10 protein-coding genes and 3 tRNA genes are annotated in these 17,812 nt (G+C 66.4%); 7 read left to right on the top strand and 6 right to left on the bottom strand.

Annotated features, from left to right (window positions below; genetic code table 11):
• Positions 1-118 precede the first annotated feature (118 nt).
• From ACFWMR_RS15710 to ACFWMR_RS15695, 4 genes are all read left to right on the top strand, one after another.
• Positions 119-191, top strand: a tRNA-Gly gene (locus ACFWMR_RS15710).
• Positions 192-216: 25 nt separating this feature from the next.
• Positions 217-287 (top strand) — tRNA-Cys (locus ACFWMR_RS15705).
• A 1-nt stretch (position 288) separates the two neighbouring features.
• Positions 289-363: transfer RNA gene (locus ACFWMR_RS15700), tRNA-Val, on the top strand.
• Positions 364-1,295: 932 nt separating this feature from the next.
• The gene (locus ACFWMR_RS15695; protein ID WP_378378863.1) at positions 1,296-1,439 is read left to right on the top strand and encodes a hypothetical protein; all 144 of its coding nucleotides are present in this window, start codon (positions 1,296-1,298) and stop codon (positions 1,437-1,439) included.
• 391 nt (positions 1,440-1,830) lie between these two features.
• On the opposite strand, the gene ACFWMR_RS15690 is transcribed toward ACFWMR_RS15695, so the two are convergent.
• The gene (locus ACFWMR_RS15690) at positions 1,831-2,163 is read right to left on the bottom strand and encodes a helix-turn-helix domain-containing protein (protein ID WP_378378862.1); all 333 of its coding nucleotides are present in this window, start codon (positions 2,161-2,163) and stop codon (positions 1,831-1,833) included.
• Between the two features lie 156 nt (positions 2,164-2,319).
• Positions 2,320-2,586: an XF1762 family protein gene (locus ACFWMR_RS15685; RefSeq protein WP_378378887.1), complete on the bottom strand. Its 267-nt coding sequence runs from the start codon at positions 2,584-2,586 to the stop codon at positions 2,320-2,322.
• A gap of 1,047 nt (positions 2,587-3,633) precedes the next feature.
• On the opposite strand from ACFWMR_RS15685, the gene ACFWMR_RS15680 reads away from it, so the two are divergent.
• The 3 genes from ACFWMR_RS15680 to ACFWMR_RS15670 all read left to right on the top strand — a co-directional run bounded on the left by ACFWMR_RS15680 (position 3,634) and on the right by ACFWMR_RS15670 (position 7,222).
• Complete coding sequence (locus tag ACFWMR_RS15680; protein WP_378378861.1) at positions 3,634-4,158, top strand: SMI1/KNR4 family protein; 525 nt, start codon at positions 3,634-3,636, stop codon at positions 4,156-4,158.
• Positions 4,159-5,062: 904 nt separating this feature from the next.
• Positions 5,063-5,935: a hypothetical protein gene (locus tag ACFWMR_RS15675; protein WP_378378860.1), complete on the top strand. Its 873-nt coding sequence runs from the start codon at positions 5,063-5,065 to the stop codon at positions 5,933-5,935.
• A 768-nt stretch (positions 5,936-6,703) separates the two neighbouring features.
• Positions 6,704-7,222 (top strand): SMI1/KNR4 family protein, encoded by a 519-nt coding sequence (locus tag ACFWMR_RS15670; protein WP_378378859.1) that lies wholly within the window; start codon positions 6,704-6,706, stop codon positions 7,220-7,222.
• Positions 7,223-7,891: 669 nt separating this feature from the next.
• Here ACFWMR_RS15670 and ACFWMR_RS15665 read toward each other — a convergent pair.
• The 4 genes from ACFWMR_RS15665 to ACFWMR_RS15650 all read right to left on the bottom strand — a co-directional run bounded on the left by ACFWMR_RS15665 (position 7,892) and on the right by ACFWMR_RS15650 (position 17,237).
• On the bottom strand, positions 7,892-8,329 hold the full coding sequence (locus ACFWMR_RS15665) for a hypothetical protein (RefSeq protein WP_378378858.1): 438 nt from the start codon (positions 8,327-8,329) through the stop codon (positions 7,892-7,894).
• Positions 8,330-8,940: 611 nt separating this feature from the next.
• Entirely contained in the window at positions 8,941-9,975 is a 1,035-nt protein-coding gene (locus ACFWMR_RS15660) for a YncE family protein (protein WP_378378857.1), read from the bottom strand.
• Positions 9,976-10,051: 76 nt separating this feature from the next.
• A complete protein-coding gene (locus tag ACFWMR_RS15655) occupies positions 10,052-10,660 on the bottom strand; it encodes a hypothetical protein (protein WP_378378856.1) in 609 nt (202 codons plus the stop codon).
• 1 nt (position 10,661) lies between these two features.
• Positions 10,662-17,237, bottom strand: a complete 6,576-nt coding sequence (locus tag ACFWMR_RS15650; RefSeq protein ID WP_378378855.1) for a golvesin C-terminal-like domain-containing protein — start codon at positions 17,235-17,237, stop codon at positions 10,662-10,664.
• Between the last annotated feature and the right edge of the window lie 575 nt (positions 17,238-17,812).

Below are 17,812 nucleotides of genomic sequence, written 5' to 3'. Positions count from 1 at the left end.
CAAGTGGCACCCCGGTTGCAGGGCCGATTCCGGGGTCGGATAGTGTTCACACACACCACGGCGACGGGGTGAGGGACAAAACCGCAAGGTTCTGACCTCCAGCCCGTACCGAGGATGTGCGGATGTAGCGCAGCTGGTAGCGCATCACCTTGCCAAGGTGAGGGTCGCGGGTTCGAATCCCGTCATCCGCTCGGAAGGCCCCCTCGGGCCTGTCACGGTGGAGTGGCCGAGAGGCGAGGCAACGGCCTGCAAAGCCGTGTACACGGGTTCGAATCCCGTCTCCACCTCGCGCGATTAGCTCAGCGGGAGAGCGCTTCCCTGACACGGAAGAGGTCACTGGTTCAATCCCAGTATCGCGCACCACCTTTTGACTGGAGCCCCGCTTCTCTTCGGAGAGGCGGGGCTCCAGTCGTTCAATGGCGATGAAAAGGGCGATGGCCCTCGGAGCGGTCTCCAACTGCCCGTCACGGAACGTGGCGTGCAGGTGCGGGAACCACTCCCCCAGCTTCGTCCGCTCGCTCGGCGTGAGCGAGATCAGCGACCCGATCCACCGGGTCTCGAGCGCTTGCAGGATCTGGCGGCGCATGAGCGGCGTCACGTGGTCGTAGACCCTCGCGATCCCCTTCATCTTCTGCCCCAGCCGCGCCCGCCGGGCGACCTCGGGAATGCCGTCCTCGGCCAGCCAAGTGCTGTGACTGTGCCGTCCCTCGTGGAAGGTGAAGGTCGGCAGGATCGGTTGCACCACTTCCGCGGACCGTGTGTGTTCAGCGTCACTGCCATCCCACACCGGGCGCCAGTACCGGTTACGGAAGTTAGAACGCCGCAGAGGCGCGCCCTCGGCACTGCACAGCACGAACGGGAAGCTGTGGCTGTCGATCAGCTCTTCGTAGAAGACCGCGATACTCGGCGGCAACTCCACGCTTCGCGTACCAGCCGGGGTATTGGTCCGCCCCTTCTTCGCCCGGCCGCCCTGTCGTCTCGGTGTCACCGGGCGAGTCGGCCGCGGCCCCAGGTCGGCCATCCGCGAGGTATCGACCCGACCTCCGCCTTTGAACAGGCGTCCGCCGATCTCCTTCAACGGCTCACGGATTTGGATCGAGCGCGCCTCGCTGTCGTACTCGTGGCGCTGCTGACCGACCAACTCGCCCCACCGCGAACCGGTGTAGAAGTCGAGCAACCCGAGCACGAACCTGGCGAGCCCGAGCCCTCTCTCGTAGAGACGCATCGACGCTCTCAGTGCCTGCACCGGCGTCGCGGCGAGGTTCTCGATCTCGAACTCACCCGAGGTCACTCGGATGCCGGCGCACGGGTTCGCCGGGATCTTCCTCGCCTTGACCGCAGCACCCAAGATCGTGGAGAACAGCGAGAAGATCGACGCCACCGATGAGTCCGCGTTGTCCTCGTGCAACTCCGACAGCCACTTCTCGATCTCGACGTAGCTGTTGAAGATCCCGGCCTGCGGCCGGGACGACCACTGCGGTAGTAGATGGTTGTCCAAAAAGGACCGGTACTTGGCCGATGTCATCGGCTCCAGCCGCGGACCGACCGCGTCCATGAACTCTTCGGCGAAGACACCGAACAACATCTCCGCTTCCTGCGGGTCCAGCCACAGGTTGCGCCGGATCAGCGCCTCCTGCTCCACACCCCACGCCTCGGCCGCCTTCTCTGAGTTGAATCCGGCTCGGCTCCCCCACGTCCCATCAGGACGTTTGAACCGAGCACGCCACCCTGGCGTACTACCGCCAGTCGGTTGCGCATAGGCCATGTCGAACACACTCTCTTCCTAGGGTGACTCCCGGATCAGCCGGGACTGAACAGAACGGTCGGCGCTCACGCCGCACGCATGCCACCGCGATCCGGACGCACCTCGCTCTTCGTCAACTGCACGATCTCCGCGCCGTCCTCACGGCTGAACCGGTAGTGCTTACCGAACCGGCGATGCGGAAACACCCCGGCCGCAGCACGATCCTTCAACGTCCTCGGCGACAAGCCGGGCAACGCCCCGACGTCCTCCGCTGTCAGCAGCGCGTCGGGATCGCGGGGCGCATGTGCCCCCAATGCGCGGATCGCGCTGGCGAGCTCCCGGATCGAAGCCGCCAGCGCCGCACCGCCATCGACGGGATCCAGCGCGGAAGCGCTCACACGCGGACTGTCGTCCGTCACAACATTCACCTTCTCCAGTGATGCGGACAGCACGATTCAGCAACGGATCAGCTGATCAGACGCGGTAGCGTCGGCCGATCGCCGGCTGTACCAGCTGAAACAGCTGCCGCACAAGGCAATCCTGAGCGAATCGGACGACCTACCCGATCGCGTGAACTACCGGTCCGCTCGGATCTCCCACCGCGTTCGCCGGATCCCGTCGACACCGCGCGCCTCGCGCGGTCGCGACACAATGGACCAACCCGGCCGCGGCCGAAGGTCGGCGACCGGACGGAAACCGGCCGCGCGCAGACTCGCGCCGCTCTCACCGGCCTGCGTGTAGGTGATCAGTCGCCGAAACCCGAGTGTTCGAGCGATGCGCCACGAGACTCCGTACAGCTTGGAGTTGGCATTCCGGGCCCCGGTCGTGCAGGTGCGCGTCACCTCGACGCTCACCCCGTCATCGAGGTGACGGGCAACCGGCCTGGCAACGGATCACGGTCTGGCTGCGCACCCACGCCCCCGCCACCGCCGCCACTCTCCGGTCCCCCGCACCGGCGCCCGACATCCAGTCCGTCCAGGCCGCGTTAGGACAAGCGCTCCCAGAGGATCTTTCTCGTGTGGTGGAGCCTGGTGGACGGTGTCGATAGTGAACGCGATCTCCGCACCGCGTTCACCGTCCCTGGCAGCTACTTCCCACTGCCAGTAACACAAGTACAGAAGACCTGGGCGAGCCTGAGCGAGCACTCCGACGAGGGCTGCTGCCGACGCGGAGGACACCACCAACGCGCCGCTGGCACCGCCATCGTCGGCTTCTGCTCCGCCCTGATCCCCGTCTTCCATGCCCTCGACGGCGCAGTTCTCGCCGTCGACCTCCGTCCCGGCACCGAGCGAGCGGATGGCCCAAGCAGGCCCTCACCGCACCACCTGGACCAGCATCGGCGCCTTGCTCACCGATACAGCCCAACGCCTGGACCAACATGACAGCGCTCATGGAACCCCGTCCCGTCCCGGCGACCCCGCGACCCGCGAGGGCGTACTGATCTGGACATAAAGCCACGTGGCTTGGTTCAGAACCAGTGCGATGGAATCGATCGCGACTTCGAACCAACAGGCGATTCGCGCCGGAGAGCAACGTGATCCGCAACTGGAACTGGACGAGCTGCTGGGCTGGATCGAGCCAGTGAATACCAACCCGCACACGCGTGCGGCCGCGGAGAAACTGGCCGCGACCGGCCTCTTCACCGACGTGACCGGGGGAACCCATCGACGCCGAGAGCACGATGGTCGAGGCCATCGGAACCCCCTACCTCGCGACCGCGGCCGACTGGTTCGAAGAATCCGCCCGCGGCCGCGAGGACGGCCCCGGCACCTGGCGCCCGATTTCCGACGACGGCATAGTGGAGCTTCGCGAAACCATCGCTCTGCGGCATGCCTCAGGCTGGCGAGGATCGCGTGACATCGGTCAGGGGTCGCCGAGGGAGCTGGCTTGTGTTGGACGACGTGGACCGGTTGAAGGCCTTGCTGGGTGCTCCGGAATTCGCGCCATCGCCTGTGCTGTGGAGCAATGTCGAAGCCGAACTCGGGCTGGCACTCCCGCAGGACTACAAGGCCTTCTGCGACTACTACCCGGCCATGGAACTCGACGACTTCCTGTACCTGACCCACCCCACCGCGCACGACAAGAACGACAACTTCCTCAGCGACGCCGTCATCCAAGGAGCCGCACTCGGCGAACTGGTCGAGGAGGACCCACACCAGTTCGCCTACGGCTCCTACCCCGCCCTGGGCGGGCTGCTGGCGTGGGGCGTCAACGCCTTTGGACAGAACCTCTACTGGGCCACCGAAGGAAAACCCAACGACTGGAAGGTCGTCACCGGAGACCTGGTCGACTACCACTTCGTCTACGACGGAAACTTCAGCTCGTTCCTGCTCGAAACCCTCGAAGGAACCATCCAGAACCCGATCCTCGGACACTACAACAACCGCCTGCAAAAGATCGTCTTCAAAAAATGAGGCCACCTCGTGGCAGGCTCCACTCACCACAATCGACAGACTTTTCAGATTAAGTACATGGCACACAAGCACCGTCTTCGCGAGCGGCGTCCGCACAGGGGTACCGAACCGGAACAGCAGTCTGGCCAGCCGCCTTCCCGCCTGGATCAAGTCGTAAAAGAACCGTGACGACGTCTTGCGCGCCTTGAGCCGGATGCGCGCGTCCTGGCCCGCCGGGGAACGTCAGCCGGCCTCGCGTAGCTGCGCGGCTGCCTGCGCCGCCAAGGGCGGCGCAGGCAGCAATGACCTGAAAGGGTGCTTCGGGCGGAGGGCAACGGCGTCACGCGGCCATACCGTGGGCGCCCGCGAGATCTCATCCAGGACGGGCGTCGTTCACAGAAGCCGGAGTACGGTAGCGGCGAACTGGTGAAGAGGTTGCACGAGGTCGAGGTGATCGCCGCCCTCGCCCCGGCACAACAGCTTCGGGGTCGGCCAGGGCGACGGGATCGCCGAAGCAGTACCACGAGGGACCAGCGTCAGGACCCGGCCCTGCAGGTGGATGTCCAGGGCGACGGGGTAGGGGGTTTCAAGGATCCGATCATCGGCAAGCCACAGTGCGACCGTCCCGGCAGGGACGCGGCCACCTGCGAATGGACCCGCATGCTCCGGGTGACCGCTCGTGAATCCGGCCCGCTCGCAATCGTCACCGTGTAACTTTGCATCGCACGCCGATGAGATCCGGGGGCTGGTTGTGGCGGTTCGGTACGGGATCCTGTCCATCACACTCGGCCTGGTTCTGTTGGCCTCGACGTCCGGTTCAGGTCCGGGACTGGTTGGGGTCGGCCTGTGGTGGTGTGGTGCGCTTTTGCTCGTTCATTCTCTTCTCGGCACGGGTCGTGCCGCGCGGATACTGTGGGCGGGCGGAGTGGCCGCAGCAGCGGTGGCGTACGCGGCGGGCTGGACGGTGTACGTGACCGGCGGGCTCGGCGGGCTGATCGCCCTGGTGCTGACCGCGCCACTCGGCTTCTACGCGTTGATCCGCTCACCTCGGCCAGGCAAACGAGCGACGGCGGTCAAAGCCAACGACGACAACATGCGGCTGGCGTTGTCGTACTGGGCCTCGGCCCGCGACAAACGGGCGGCCGGCCACCATCTGCGCGCGGGCCTCGCCTACCAGACAGGCATCAACCATCTGCTGACTCACGTCAGCGCCGCCCGGCTGGCGACGGGAGCGGCATCGCGGGACGACCTCGTAGCCGCCTATCACGCCATAGGCGCGATGGGCGCGGAAGGCATTCCCCTGATGGAACAAGCGAACGCGTCGACGGCACTGCGGTTTCACGGCAGGATCGTCCTCGCCGCAGCGCACCTCGCGGACCCGACCGGAGGGCGCCCGGATCTGATCACTGAAGCGTTGGCCGCCGACAGCTCGGCGCGACCCGACTTGAACGGCGACGGCCAGCTCACCGCCGCGACGCGGATCGCCGGCGCGGCCGAGGCACGTCTGCTCCTGGCGCGGCTCATGGCGCAACGACCCGATCTCCGCTGGGAGGCGAAGCCTGCTTGGCTGGTCGGTAGCGGTGCCCCGGAGCCGTTCACACGCGAGCGTGCTCGGTTCCGGCAGGCCATGCTGCCGAGCTGCTCCAGCCTCGCCCCCGCCGAGGAATCGGTGAGACTCGCCACGGAAAGCGTCCTCATCTACAGCGAACTGAGCCGGTCAGTACCCACCCACGCCACCGACCTGTCCCGAGCCGAGAAGGTCTTGGACGCCATTCGGAACCGGAAGAGCTCCGCGTGAGAGATCCTCACGTCGAATGACGACACGACGAAAGAACCCCGTACTGGGAGACTATGTCGAACCGCTGAGCGAAGTCTGATTCTTCAAGCAGGGGAAGGAAACGGAACCAGCCGTCCCACCCACCTCGCACAGTCATCAGAAACCACCACCGCCGATCTCCGCACCTGATCACCCGCGCCGCCGCCCCGCCCGACCAGCGTGCTGCCGACACCTGCCAGCACTGCCACCTCGGAACTGGTCCTCGCCAGGCAACGCGGGGAATGGCTCCCCCGAGCGGATTGCCCACTGGACAGCCCACTGGCCCGTGTACGACCACGGCGGGCACAGCCAGAAACGACCAAAAGATCCCAACTAGACCTTCACGACGATCGGCACCACGCCTCGCAACTGCCGCACTATGGTCACACGCTCCCTCGTCCACGTGAGACCAGCCCACGCTACGTGACTGTTGATGGGACCTCCGGCGACGTAGCCGTGGTCGTTCGCGGACCCCCTTTTCGGGATCCACCGAAGGTCGGGATCGCCCGGTCGTGGTGGCCACCGGGCCGTTCCAGAAACCGGCGATCCCCGCCTGCGCAACCGGTTTCGCGTCCCGTTGCGGTGCGCCGGTTGCAGATTCGCTTCTCCGTGGCAAAGGTGGTTCCGGGGCCCAGCGAACCGACCGGCTATGTTGCCGGTATGAGGGCAGTGGACTGGGACGAGGTACGGGATCGAACCGTCGCGCTGTACGCACGGCCTGGGTTCGGTCGCCGACATCTCCCGGACGTCTTGAGCGAGACCCAGGTACACCAGGCCGAAAAGCACTTCGGCATCGAGTTCCCCGAGGATTACCGCCAGTACCTGGTGCGAGTCAGCGCGGGCGGCCAGGTACGGCAGTTGCGGTCCGATGGTTCGTGCTGGGACTGGGACGGCGCCCGATACAAGGACCACGACACGCTTCATGTCCCCTTTCCGGCACCTGACAGTGCATCGGTCGCTGAGGACGTGCTCGACGACGATCGGGTCCCTGGGGCTGTCTTCCTGCAGGACGACGGCTGCGGCTACTACACGCTGCTCGTGGTCAGCGGGCCCATGCGCGGAACCATGTGGTTCGACGGCCGTGCGGCGTCCGACCGCCTGCACCCGCTGCTCAACGATGACCGTCGAGCAGCAACGTTCACGGAGTGGTATCTGGACTGGCTCACCCACGAGGAGGCATTGACTACTCCTCAACAGCGCCGCGCAGCCTTCCAGCGCTGGGACGCTGGCTTGGACAAACCGATCTGGTACCGCTGGTTCGGCGCTTAGAGACACCTGATCGCTATTTCACCAGCTCACCTCGCCCAAGCCCGCATCGCCGCCAACTCCGAGCAGTTCGCTGGCGCGTATCCCTGCCGCTCCTACAGGTGCCCGCATCCGCTTGATCACTCGAGATCATCCGCCCGGATCGCTCGAAGTCCCCTCTGCGCGTCGCAGCCGATGTTCAGGCCCCACCACCTCGCCCCGGCGCCTGGAATCTCGCCCAGCGGCCGACGAGGACATCGACAAAAATCGCGAACACCATCGACCGGGAGGCCCGCGCATGGCACTGACCACTCTCGCCGCCGAGACCCGGATGTGCTGGGATCCGAGCAGACCCCATTGACAAAAAGCGCCGTCCCCGCCACCTGAGAATCGAATCCACTGGATCGTGGAGCCGGATGGTCAGTCACAGCCGTCGTTCGCAGTGAGCTGGCGAGCCGCGGTGGCCCAGCATCATCGGCATGGCGGGCCAGCGCAGGTGAACACCGCCGATGCCCTGGCAAGCAGGACAGCCAGTCAGCCCTGGCAGGAATCGTATCGACGCCGTCATGTACCGCGCCTTGGCAATTGCTGAAGCATATTCGCCAGCCTCAAGCGCGGCTACAGGCCGGGAGTCGGGAACTGGCAGCATGCGGCCGATTGTCCCGACCCGCCCAAGCCGGACGGCATGGAAATCTAGGCGGATGGCGACAAGCAGTCGACGGCCCAGTGCAGTTGACTCCCGAGCACTGCCCACTCCAGCGTCGACGTGGGCGTCACCAGCCGGATCACATCAGTATCCGGACTCACGGAGAGCGCCTCGCGGACAGTGGGACTACGGTGTTCGCTCACCTCGATGTCAGCGACCTGGATCTCCACCGCGCGCCTTCGCAGGAACCGCAACCCGCCGGTGAACCGAACGAAACGGATCCGCCCGGGAGACAGCGTGGCCTCACCTGCCCACCACTTTCCGCTCAGGCCGACGTGCTCACCGTCGACGACCCGGACGCTGCACTCGAGTCTGCTGACGCGCTGCAGACGCCCGGCGCGGCGGCGCTGCATCACCACACCGATTCCGAAGGCGACAAGTCCACTGACGAGCCCGATGAGAAGGATGCGGGCGAGATCGGACAACGCGGTCCCCTTCCGGTGATTCCCACACTCGGCGACGCGGCCGACTTCGGAGCGGTTGAGCACGCATGGTCATTACACCAGCACGTCTGGATCTACCGAGCACGACGCCCGCCATAGCGCCCGCCCCCCGTGCACGTCGACGTGCTCACCGACGCTGAAGCGCACTCCCTGCTCGCCTCTGCGCTCGAAAACGCTCACGCTCGCGTCACCACCTCCGAACCGTCGGTGTCCTACGGTCACCCGCGGTCTGGCAAGGGCCCGGTTCAGTGGCCAAACTTCCGCTGCCCGACGGTTTCGCCGTGGGGAGGGCCTACGCGATCAGCGAGGCCGGCGCGACGACGACCGATACCTGCTGATCACCGAGTTTTCCGACCGTCCCTGCGTGATGTGACCGCACGGTTTCGAAGCTTGCCTCGTTCGACCAGTCCCCTCCAGCCGCGGACGGCACCCGCTCCAGGAACCCAGTGCGCGGCAACCGCATGGGCCCGGTCATCACACGGTCGCGGACGGCGGGACCACCGCGCGTACGCGGCTGATATGGACCCTGCCAGGCAGGCTGCTGAACCGGCAGGAGAACCGTGTCGATCACGGCGCGCCGCGCCGCACGCCGTTCACCGGCCGGCCGGATGCCTTTCCACTTCGAGATGCGGCTCGGGATCGTTCTGGTATCGCGTCACGACGAAAAGGTGTTCCTTGTCCGCCGACCAGGCCAATCCCCTCGGTTGCACGGTTTCACCGCTGTCGAGCGCGACCGTGTCGACGGGGGTCGTGCCACCCACCTCATACACGAGAACGTCATTCGGGTCCGTGGTCAGTGCGCCGACGGCGAGATGGCGGTCGTCGGGAGACAGCGCGGCCGCGACCGGGCGCGGCCGGGCCGCATACGCGCCTCGCCGGGCCAAGTCCGCGGACGCGAACGCCTCCGCCCGGTCACGGCCGCCCGCCGCGCTGTAGAGAGTCGTCCCGTCGGTGGTCACGTCGACGTCGTACAGGCCGGCACCGACGACGTCCCCCGTGGCACCGACGGTCAAGCCGCCACCGTCCACGCTGTACACCTGCACCAGGGACTGGCTGAGGGACAGCTGTCCGGCCACCAGCGGGCCGTTCGCCCCGCCGCCGGAACTCACCAGGGGCGCGCGCTGGTATCGCACGTCTTTCTGCTGGTCGCCGGAAACCGGCTGAGCCGCCGCGGGGTCCAGTTTCCCGATCTTGCCCGACCAGGTTCCGTCGACGCAGCCGTAGCCGAACCAGACGAGGTCGCTGGTCCGCGCCAGATGTGTCGGGCAGGTGCCCGCCCCCGTCGCGTAGCGCGCGGTCTCGGTCAGGGTCGCGGTGTCGATCACCGAGATCGCGTCGCCCGCGGACAACGCCGCGTACAGTCTGGTCCCGTCCGCGCTCAGCACCAGCCCGTCGGCACCGAGCTGGTTCGGAATCGTCCGGCGTACCCGGCCGGAGAAGTCGGTGACGACGATGCCGTTTCCGGCGCCACCGCCGGAAACGAAGACCCGCTCGTGCGCGTCGTCCACCACGATGTCCCCGAACCCCGGCAGCGGCAGCTCCTGCCCCGCCGAGGCAGCGGGTGCCACGAGAGCGGAAGCCGCCATGGCCACCACCGCACCCAACCCCGCCAGCACACTTCGTCTCATCGCCATGCCCTCCCTCGATGCCCTCGACGAGACCCGCGGGCTTCGTCGAGGGTTCCGTTCTGTGTCCCCGATTTCCTCAGATCTTGCGGTCGGTCTCCCGGAACTCGGTGGCCCGGCGGTCGCCGTAGCTCCCGTCCGCGGAATCCCACAACGCGGTGAAACACAAGCGCGACAGGCCGGCTTCGGCGATTTCGCCGACCAGTGTGTCGGTGAAAAGCACAGTTCCGTTCGACTGTTCCGGCACCACGAACGCCCCGAGCCCGTCGACCTTGTCCGCGTCGAACACATACGAGCGGATGCGCTTCACCCGGCCGCTGCTGCGGAAGTGGTCGAGTTCGGACTTCTCGGTGTCGAGTGCGTCCACGACGGTCGTGCAGTTGAACACCGCCACCTGGAGGTCGTCGCCTTCGAGAGGCAGCACCTCCCCGTACGGTTCGAGCAGCGGACCGATCTTCTCGATCGCTTCGTCCCTCAGCACCAGCCGATCCGAGCCGCTCCAAGGGAAATGCGTGTACTTGTCGCTCGGTTCGTCACCACGGGTGTCCTCGGTGACCAGCTCCATTTCCACCGGTTCCCAGGAGGATTTCCTCGGTGTCCCGTCGAAACGCAGCTTCCCGAGATCGTCGGGATCCGCGGGGTTGATCCAGTGATACCCGTCGAGCGGGTCGCTCCGGTACACGCGCACGTCATCCGCCCTTCTTCGGGAATTGCATCCCGGAGTTCAGCGCTTCCTTGATGTCCGCGAGGATATCGAACACCTCTTCCTTGGACCGTGCGGCTTTCAGCTCGTCGGTGATGTAGTCGTAATAGCTCTGCCGGAACGTCTGGTTGTGCGGTGTCCTCGACGATCCCAGCGCAGCCGCCGACTTCGCGTTGTGCGGCAGGTTGATCCCGTTCTCGGCGCTGTTGATCCCGATTCCGGCGTCGTCGAGGATCTTGCGGGCATCGGCCGCCTTCGGCGACGCGTGCGGCACGATGTGATGCGATTGCTCGCCCGTGCGCCGGAACTCGCCCTGCTTCTCCATCGCCCGGTTGAGCTTGCAACTCTCCCCCGCGTTGTGCACCAGTACGTCTTCGCCACCGACGGAGACGTAGTAGGTGTGCACGTCCTCCACCGTGAGGTTGCGGACCTTCTGCCACTGGGTCCACGCCTTCGTCGAAAGCACGCTGAGCCGCTTGCCGTCGTCGGCGCGGACCTGGTCGCCGGCGCGCAGGTCCTTGGCGTAGACCCACCGTCCCTGCTGGTCCGCCCAGAACGGGTGCTCGCCGGTGGCGATGACGATCCCGGTGGAGTCGCCGAGGTCGCCGTCGGTGTCGACCGTGACCTCGACGAGGTCCTTCGTGCCTTCGCCGTCGATCACCGCGGTCACCGGCCGGGTCAGCGTGTCACCGGTTTCCGGGTCCGTGGTCAGTACCTCGTCCCCGACCTGGACGTCCTCGATGGGTTTCTTGCCGCCGTCGGCCATCATCACCGTGGTGCCGGGCACGAAGCTGTTGCAGCCCGCGCCTTTCGAGGCTCCGCCACCGGATCCCTTGGCCGCGCTGCTGCCGCCTCCGTTGGCGGCCTTTCCGCCGCCGGAGCCGCCGCCGGACGACTTCTTCCCGGTCGAGGCCGTCCCGCCTGCCTTGCCGCCGCCCGCGCCGGATGGTTTCCCACCGCTGCCGTTGCCCGCTTTCGGCGCGGGTTTCGGTGCCGGAGCCGTCTTGGCGCCGTTGGCGCCCGCGTCGGCCGCCTTGCTCGCGGTCTTCGCCGCCGTCTGCCCGGCGTCGGCCGCCTTGGTCGCGCCCTGCACGGCCTCGGCGCCTTTGACCGCGTACTTGCCGGCCTTCACCGCCGTGGCGCCCCAACCCGCGAACGGGATCGCCGAGGCCGCCGACAGCGCCGCGTTGGCGGCGTCGCCCTCCGCCGCGTACCAGGCCGCGTTGGCCAGGTCCGCGGCCTCGCCGACCACGGGAATGACCCCGGCGACGTCCAGCGCGGCGTGCCCGATGTCCTTCGCGTTGTCCTTGACCCAGTCCACCGCGTCGTCGAACCAGCCGTGGCCGTCGATCTCGACCTGGGACAGCGGGTTGCCGGCACCGAAGGTGTACCGGTTGTTGGTCCACGGGTCGGCCGACATCGACAGATCGGCGAGCGCGCCGTTGTAGAGGTCGAGGGTGAGGAACCGGTTCAGCCCCGGGGAGTAGTCCCGGAAGCCCATGTCGTAGGTGCCGGTCGACTTGTCGTGCCGGGCGGTGTTGAACCGGTAGGAGTTCTCCTCCTGCTTGTCCGGGTTCGCCTGGTCCGGCTTGTCCTCACCGGAGAACTGCTTTTCGTCATCCTTGCCGTAGGCGGAATAGCCGTAGGTGGACTTCGTGTCCCCCTGCGCGTCGGTGACCTGCTCGACATCGGAGTGCGGGGTGAACCCGTAGACCGACTCCTCTTCGGTCCCGTCGTCCTTGAACTTGACCTGCGCCAGCAACTCGCCGTCGGCCCCGTACTGGTAGGCCTTGCGCAGCTTCCCGTTCTCGTCCTCGGTCAGCACCTGGTCGGACAGGCCGAGGTGGTGGAACGCGGTGGTCTTGTCCCCCACCTTCTTCGTCTGCTGCCGGTCGAGCGGATCGTAGGTGTAGGTGGTGGTCTTCTTGCCGCCACCGTCGTCCTTGACATGTTCGGTCTTGCGATCGAACCCGTCGTAGGTGTACTTCTCCAGTTCCTTGCCCGACTGGGTGATCCGGCTCAGCTTGCCGAAGGCGTCGTAGTCGTAGACCGCCTTCTGCCCGTCGGTGGTCGACGACATCAGCCGGTTGCGCTGGTAGTCGAAGGTCGTGCGTTTGCCCGCGACCTCCTGTTCCCACACGTTGCCGTTGTCGTCGTTCTTGTAGGTCTCCTTGCGTTCCCCGTCGCCGCCCTTCTTGGTGACCTCGCGAACGCGGTCCCGGGGGTCGTAGCGGTAGTCGGCGTCGGTGTCGATCGTCTTGCCGTGATCGTCGGCGTTCTGGATACGCCCCTTGTCCTTGACCCGGTTGGAGTTGGAGTCGTACTCGAGGTTGTGTTCGGTGACGATCGGACCGTTGTCCTTCTTGCGCTCCACCTGGGACCGCAGCAGGCCGTCCAGGTAGTAGGTGAAGCTGACGACGTTGCCGTTGCTCTTCACCTGCCGGTCGACGTGCCCGCGTTTGGTGTAGCCGAACGTGGTGACCTTGCCCGGATCGGCCTCGTCACGCTTGTTCGTCGTCTTCTCGACCTGGTCGAGCGGGTTGTAGTCGTAGGTCGCGATCTTGTCGCCGAACTTCGCCGACTTGAGGTTGTCGTTCTCGTCGTAGGTGTAGGCCGTGCTGTGCTCGACCTTCCCGCCTTTCAGCTCCTCGACCAGGTCCGCCAGGTTCACCGCGTCGTAGCGGACGCGGTAGGTGTCGATCGGGGTGCCCGAGGAGGAGTCGGTCAGTTCGACCAGGTTGTCGTTGGCGTCGTAGCGGTGCGCGAAGGTCTTCTTCTCCGCGTCCACGTCGGCGCTGTTGTCTCGTGCCAGTTGCACCGCGTCGGCGGCGACCGAGCCGTTCGCCTGGCCGGACAGCGTCACGTTGCGCACCTGTCCCGCCGACATCGGGTACTTGCCGAGACTGACCCATTCACCCGCCCGGGTGGTCTGATCCACCCGAACCGTGGAGGCGCCTTTGTCGTGCTCGACGGTGTACGCGGCGTCGGTGGCGGTGCCCCGCGGGTATCGCACGAGGACTTCGTAACTGCCGTCGGTAGGAACCGGGGCCGTCCAGGTGAAGGAGGAGCCGGCGGCCCGGCCGTCCGTCGCGCGGTACCGCGTGCCCTGGAATCCCTTGTCCGAGTCGGCGGTGCCCCAGTCACCGGTCGTGCGGGTGCGGTCCGGATTGGCGTTGTCGACCACGACGACGTTGCGCCCGACCGGGACCCCTTCGTCCGAACGGGTCTTCAGCTTGCCGTCCGGGTAGTACTCCCAGGTCTGTACCCGGTTGGCGCCGCCACCCGCACTGGTCAGCGTCCGGTTCGCCTGTTGCCCGGTCGGCGTGTAGTCGTAGCTCGTCCTGATGTCCCACTGGTCGGCCGAGTTCCGCAACCAGCCGTTGTCGTAGTAGGTCATTTTCGTGACATTGCGGACCTGTTCGCCGTGTGACGGCGGCGCGCTGATCTCCTTGACCTTGCCGACCTCGTCGTAGGTGGTGATCGTGCCGACCTGCGTCCGGTGCTCGGAGTCGGCCGGGTCGTAGGGCAGGATCTCCTCACGAACCCGGTTCAGCTCGTCGTAGACGGTCTCGGAGACGAAGTCGTCGGCCACCGCCGGGGTGTCCACACCGCGGGGGTTGACCGTCCTGGTCAGGTTGCCCACCTGGTCGTATTCGTACCGGGTGGTGAAGTACCTCAGGCCGTTGTCGTTGCTGTGCGGGGAACGGACCTCGGTCTGCATCGCCCGCTCGTCGAGAGTGATGAGGGTCTTCTGCCCCTCCTCGTCGGTGCTGGCCACGACGTTGCCGTCCCGGTCGTAGTCGGTCTTCACCGCGTTGCCGTTCGCGTCGAACGTCTCCACCACCTGGTGGTTGAGGTCGAAGCGGTACTTGGTGGTGTAGTCGCCGGGGTCGGGTGTCTTGTTCTTGCGGGCGTCGGCGTGGGTCACGAGGTTGCCCACGTCGTCGTAGCGAGCCGTGATCTGCTCGCCCTTCACGTTGCTCGCGCGCAGGAGCTGGTTCACCTCGTCGTAGACGAAGGTGTAGGTGAAGTCACCGGGGTCGTTCGCCGTGAGGACGCCCTTGGGCTCGGTCTGCTTGATCAGGTTGCCGACGGGGTCGTAGCCGTAGGTGGTGATCTTGTCCGGCCCGTCGGGGGTGTCCTTCGGCGCGTGTTCGGCGACGCGCCGGTCCATCGCGTCGTAGGTGGTGCGGCTGACCGCGCCGTTGGCCGCCGTGCTGGTCACCACGTTGTCGTTGCGGTCGTAGCGCGGGCCGGGGGTGACGATGTAGGAGCCCGCGGCCTGATCCTTCGGCTCCTTGGTGTCGAGTGGCCGTTTGAACACGTCGTAGGTGTACGTGCTGGTCTTGCCGCGCGCGTCGGTGACCGCGACGACGTTGCCGATCTGGTCGTAGCGGTAGAGCGTCGCGCACCCCAGCGGATCGGTGATGACCCTGGGATAGCCGTTGGGGTCGTAGTCGCCGTAGGTCGTGGTGTGACCGTTGGCGTCGACCTGGTCGACGAGGTGCCCGAAGCCGTCGTAGGAGTAGCGCGTCGTGTAGTCGCCCTGCTGGGCCGTCGCGGTGCCTTTCGGATCCGTGACCGCGACGAGGTTCGCCTTGTCGTCGTAGACGAACGTCCACTTGCGACCTTCGGGGGTGGTTTTGTCCGTCAGTTCGGCGACGTGACCGCCGAGGCCGGTGCGGTAGCCGAGCCTCGTGGCGGGTGTGCCGGCGCGGGTGGCCTCGGCGTCCTTGATCTCCAGCGGATAGCCGGTCTTCTGGTCGTAGACCCAGCTCTGCGTCGCGCCGTTGTTCTCCACCATCCTGATGACGTTGTTGTCCTCGTCCCAGTGCAGGTCGGTTTTCTCGTTCTTGGCGTTGACTATCCGTTCGGGACGGCCGTAACCGTCGAGCGTCGTCTTGCTGGTGTGCCCGTTCCCGTCGGTGACCGAGGACTCGACCTTCGACCCGGTGGCCCCGTCGGGATCGGTGTAGTCGAAGGTCATCGCGGCGGGGCCGCGATCGGTGACCGTGCGCACGTTCCACTTCCGCCGTGTGTCGCCCGCGTCGGTGAAGTAGTCGATCCGGGTGCTGTGGCCGTTCGGGTCGACCACCGAAGCCGGTTTGACGTTGTTCTCGTCGTAGAAGAACGTGAACGGTTTGGCGTCGGCGGTGCCCGCGCCGTCGACGACCTCGCCGAGCGCCCCGCGGTCGGTGTAGGTGAACGTCACGGCCCGCCCGGAGACGTCGGTGACCGACTTCAGCTTGTCGATGATGAACAGGTTGTCCAGATTGGTCCCGGTCAGCTTCTTGCCGCCCAGGATGTAGGCGAACACGTCGCCGCGCTGGTAGTAGTCCAGGGTGAGGGTGCGGCGCCCGGTGGCGTCGGTCACGTGCTTGAGCACGCCGGTGTTGCGGTTGCCCAGCAGCGCTCGTTCGTAGGTGAACGACATGGTGTTGCCGTTCTTGTCCACTGTGGACGTGTGATAGCCCTGGGAATCGAAGAAGAACTCGGTGCGTTCGGGGGTGGTGAACACCCAGCGGCGCTCGTCGGCGCCGCCGGGGAGGTAGCGCAGGTACAGGTGGACCCCCGCGGGGCTGTCATAGGTCCACTTCGCCGAATCGGCCGAGTCGTTCTTGTTCAACTCGAAGACGTGACTGGTCCCGTCACCGTCCACCAGGGTCACCGTGGACGGCCAGCCGAGCAGCCCGGGCAGCAGCCCGCCGAACTCCAGTGGTGTGCCCAGCCGGTTCAGCGTCGACGCGGTGACCGACCAGCCGCTGCCCGCGTAGGAGTCCGAAGTGTCCGCGCTGTTGCTGCTCAACCGCAGGAAGCTGGCCAGGCCGCGGCTGGGATTGGTGAAGACGTCGTAGTTCCAGACCGCGTTGCCGGAGAACTGGTTGACCGAGAGGTTTCCGCCCGCGCCGGTGGGCACCCCGACGTAGGAGTAGAACTGCTCCAGGCCGAGCTGATCCGACGTCGGGCGTTCCACCCGGACCTGCTGGTCGAGGGTCGGTACCCCGGCTGTCTTGGACAGCCACTGGCGAGTCTCACCGTCGTAGATGTCCCAGCGCAGCACGAACTGCTCACGCTCGTTGCCGATGTCGGCCAGGTCGGGCGCCTTGACCTTGGCGTCCACGGTGACCGTCGCGCCGGGCGCGAGGTCCGCGGGCAGGGGTGTTTCGAGCCGGGTGCCCGCCGTGGCGTCTTGGCCGTTCGGCAGTTCCCAGCGGTACGACAGGACGTGCCGCCCGGCCACCAAAGGGAACTTCACCGTATTGGTCACCGCGACCCGTACCGGATGGACGTCACCCGGGATCATCCGTCGCGCCGTGTCCGGAGCCGAGTAGGCGGCCGACGCGGCCTGCGCGACGACCGGTCTGGTCAAGGGCGCCTGCGCCGGCGCGCTCTTCGTCTCCGGTGGCGCGGCCGTCCGCGGACAACGCGGCGACGGCGGAGCCGCCGCACGCGAAGCCTGGCCGGTCTCCGCCAGGGCGGACGGCGAGCGCACGATGGTCACCAGTGCGAAAACGATCGCGATCAGCGATACGACAGCACCGAAACGGACTGGTCTCCCCATTATCCCAGTTCCTTCCACCCGCTGAATTCGGGCGTGTTTCGATCCCCGGCCGCAGAATGGACACGGCGGACGGCATGACCGACTCGTAGAAGTCTTTCCCCAGTAAGCGCTCCGCGGCGTCTTCACGACGCGCTCCCCAGCCCCGACGTGTCCACCAGGGACACCGCGTCCAGTGAAGCACTCGAGGACGAGCGCCGGAATAGGCCAAACAGGTGGCCGGGACAACCGGTTAGCTGTTCACGGCGCAGGCCTCTTCACTTCTCGACATGAGGCGAAATTCCGGACCACCGAAATCGTGGTCAAACCGTGCGCGCGTTCGTGAATCCGCATCACGCATTCTTCCGGCGGTGCCGCAGGATAACAGCGGACCGAAGCGGAGTATTGGAAGAATGTCAGATCTCCGCAAGCGACCGAGCAGTGCGAACACCCGTCCGCCGGCCTTCGTGGGCTGACCGGGTGATGTTGCCCCGATCGCCTGGAACACAAGGCTTTTGGCTGCGTAGCGTCCGCGATGTGCTCGAACGCCAGGAGGCGTTGTCCGGGGCGGCACCACAGAAAGGCCCTTCATTCCATGA

The sequence above is a fragment of the Amycolatopsis thailandensis genome (assembly GCF_042723255.1).
In the GTDB taxonomy this organism is placed as follows: Bacteria; Actinomycetota; Actinomycetes; order Mycobacteriales; family Pseudonocardiaceae; genus Amycolatopsis; species Amycolatopsis thailandensis.
Note: the sequence above shows the minus strand (reverse complement) of the source record. Positions and strands in the feature narration are given on the sequence as shown.

What these genes read in the sequence shown, in the direction of transcription:
- ACFWMR_RS15695 (WP_378378863.1), top strand. Translation starts at nt 1,296, where the DNA reads ATGCCGGCGCACGGGTTCGCCGGGATCTTCCTCGCCTTGACCGCAGCA.
- ACFWMR_RS15650 (WP_378378855.1), bottom strand. Translation starts at nt 17,237, where the DNA reads ATGGGGAGACCAGTCCGTTTCGGTGCTGTCGTATCGCTGATCGCGATC.
- ACFWMR_RS15660 (WP_378378857.1), bottom strand. Translation starts at nt 9,975, where the DNA reads ATGAGACGAAGTGTGCTGGCGGGGTTGGGTGCGGTGGTGGCCATGGCG.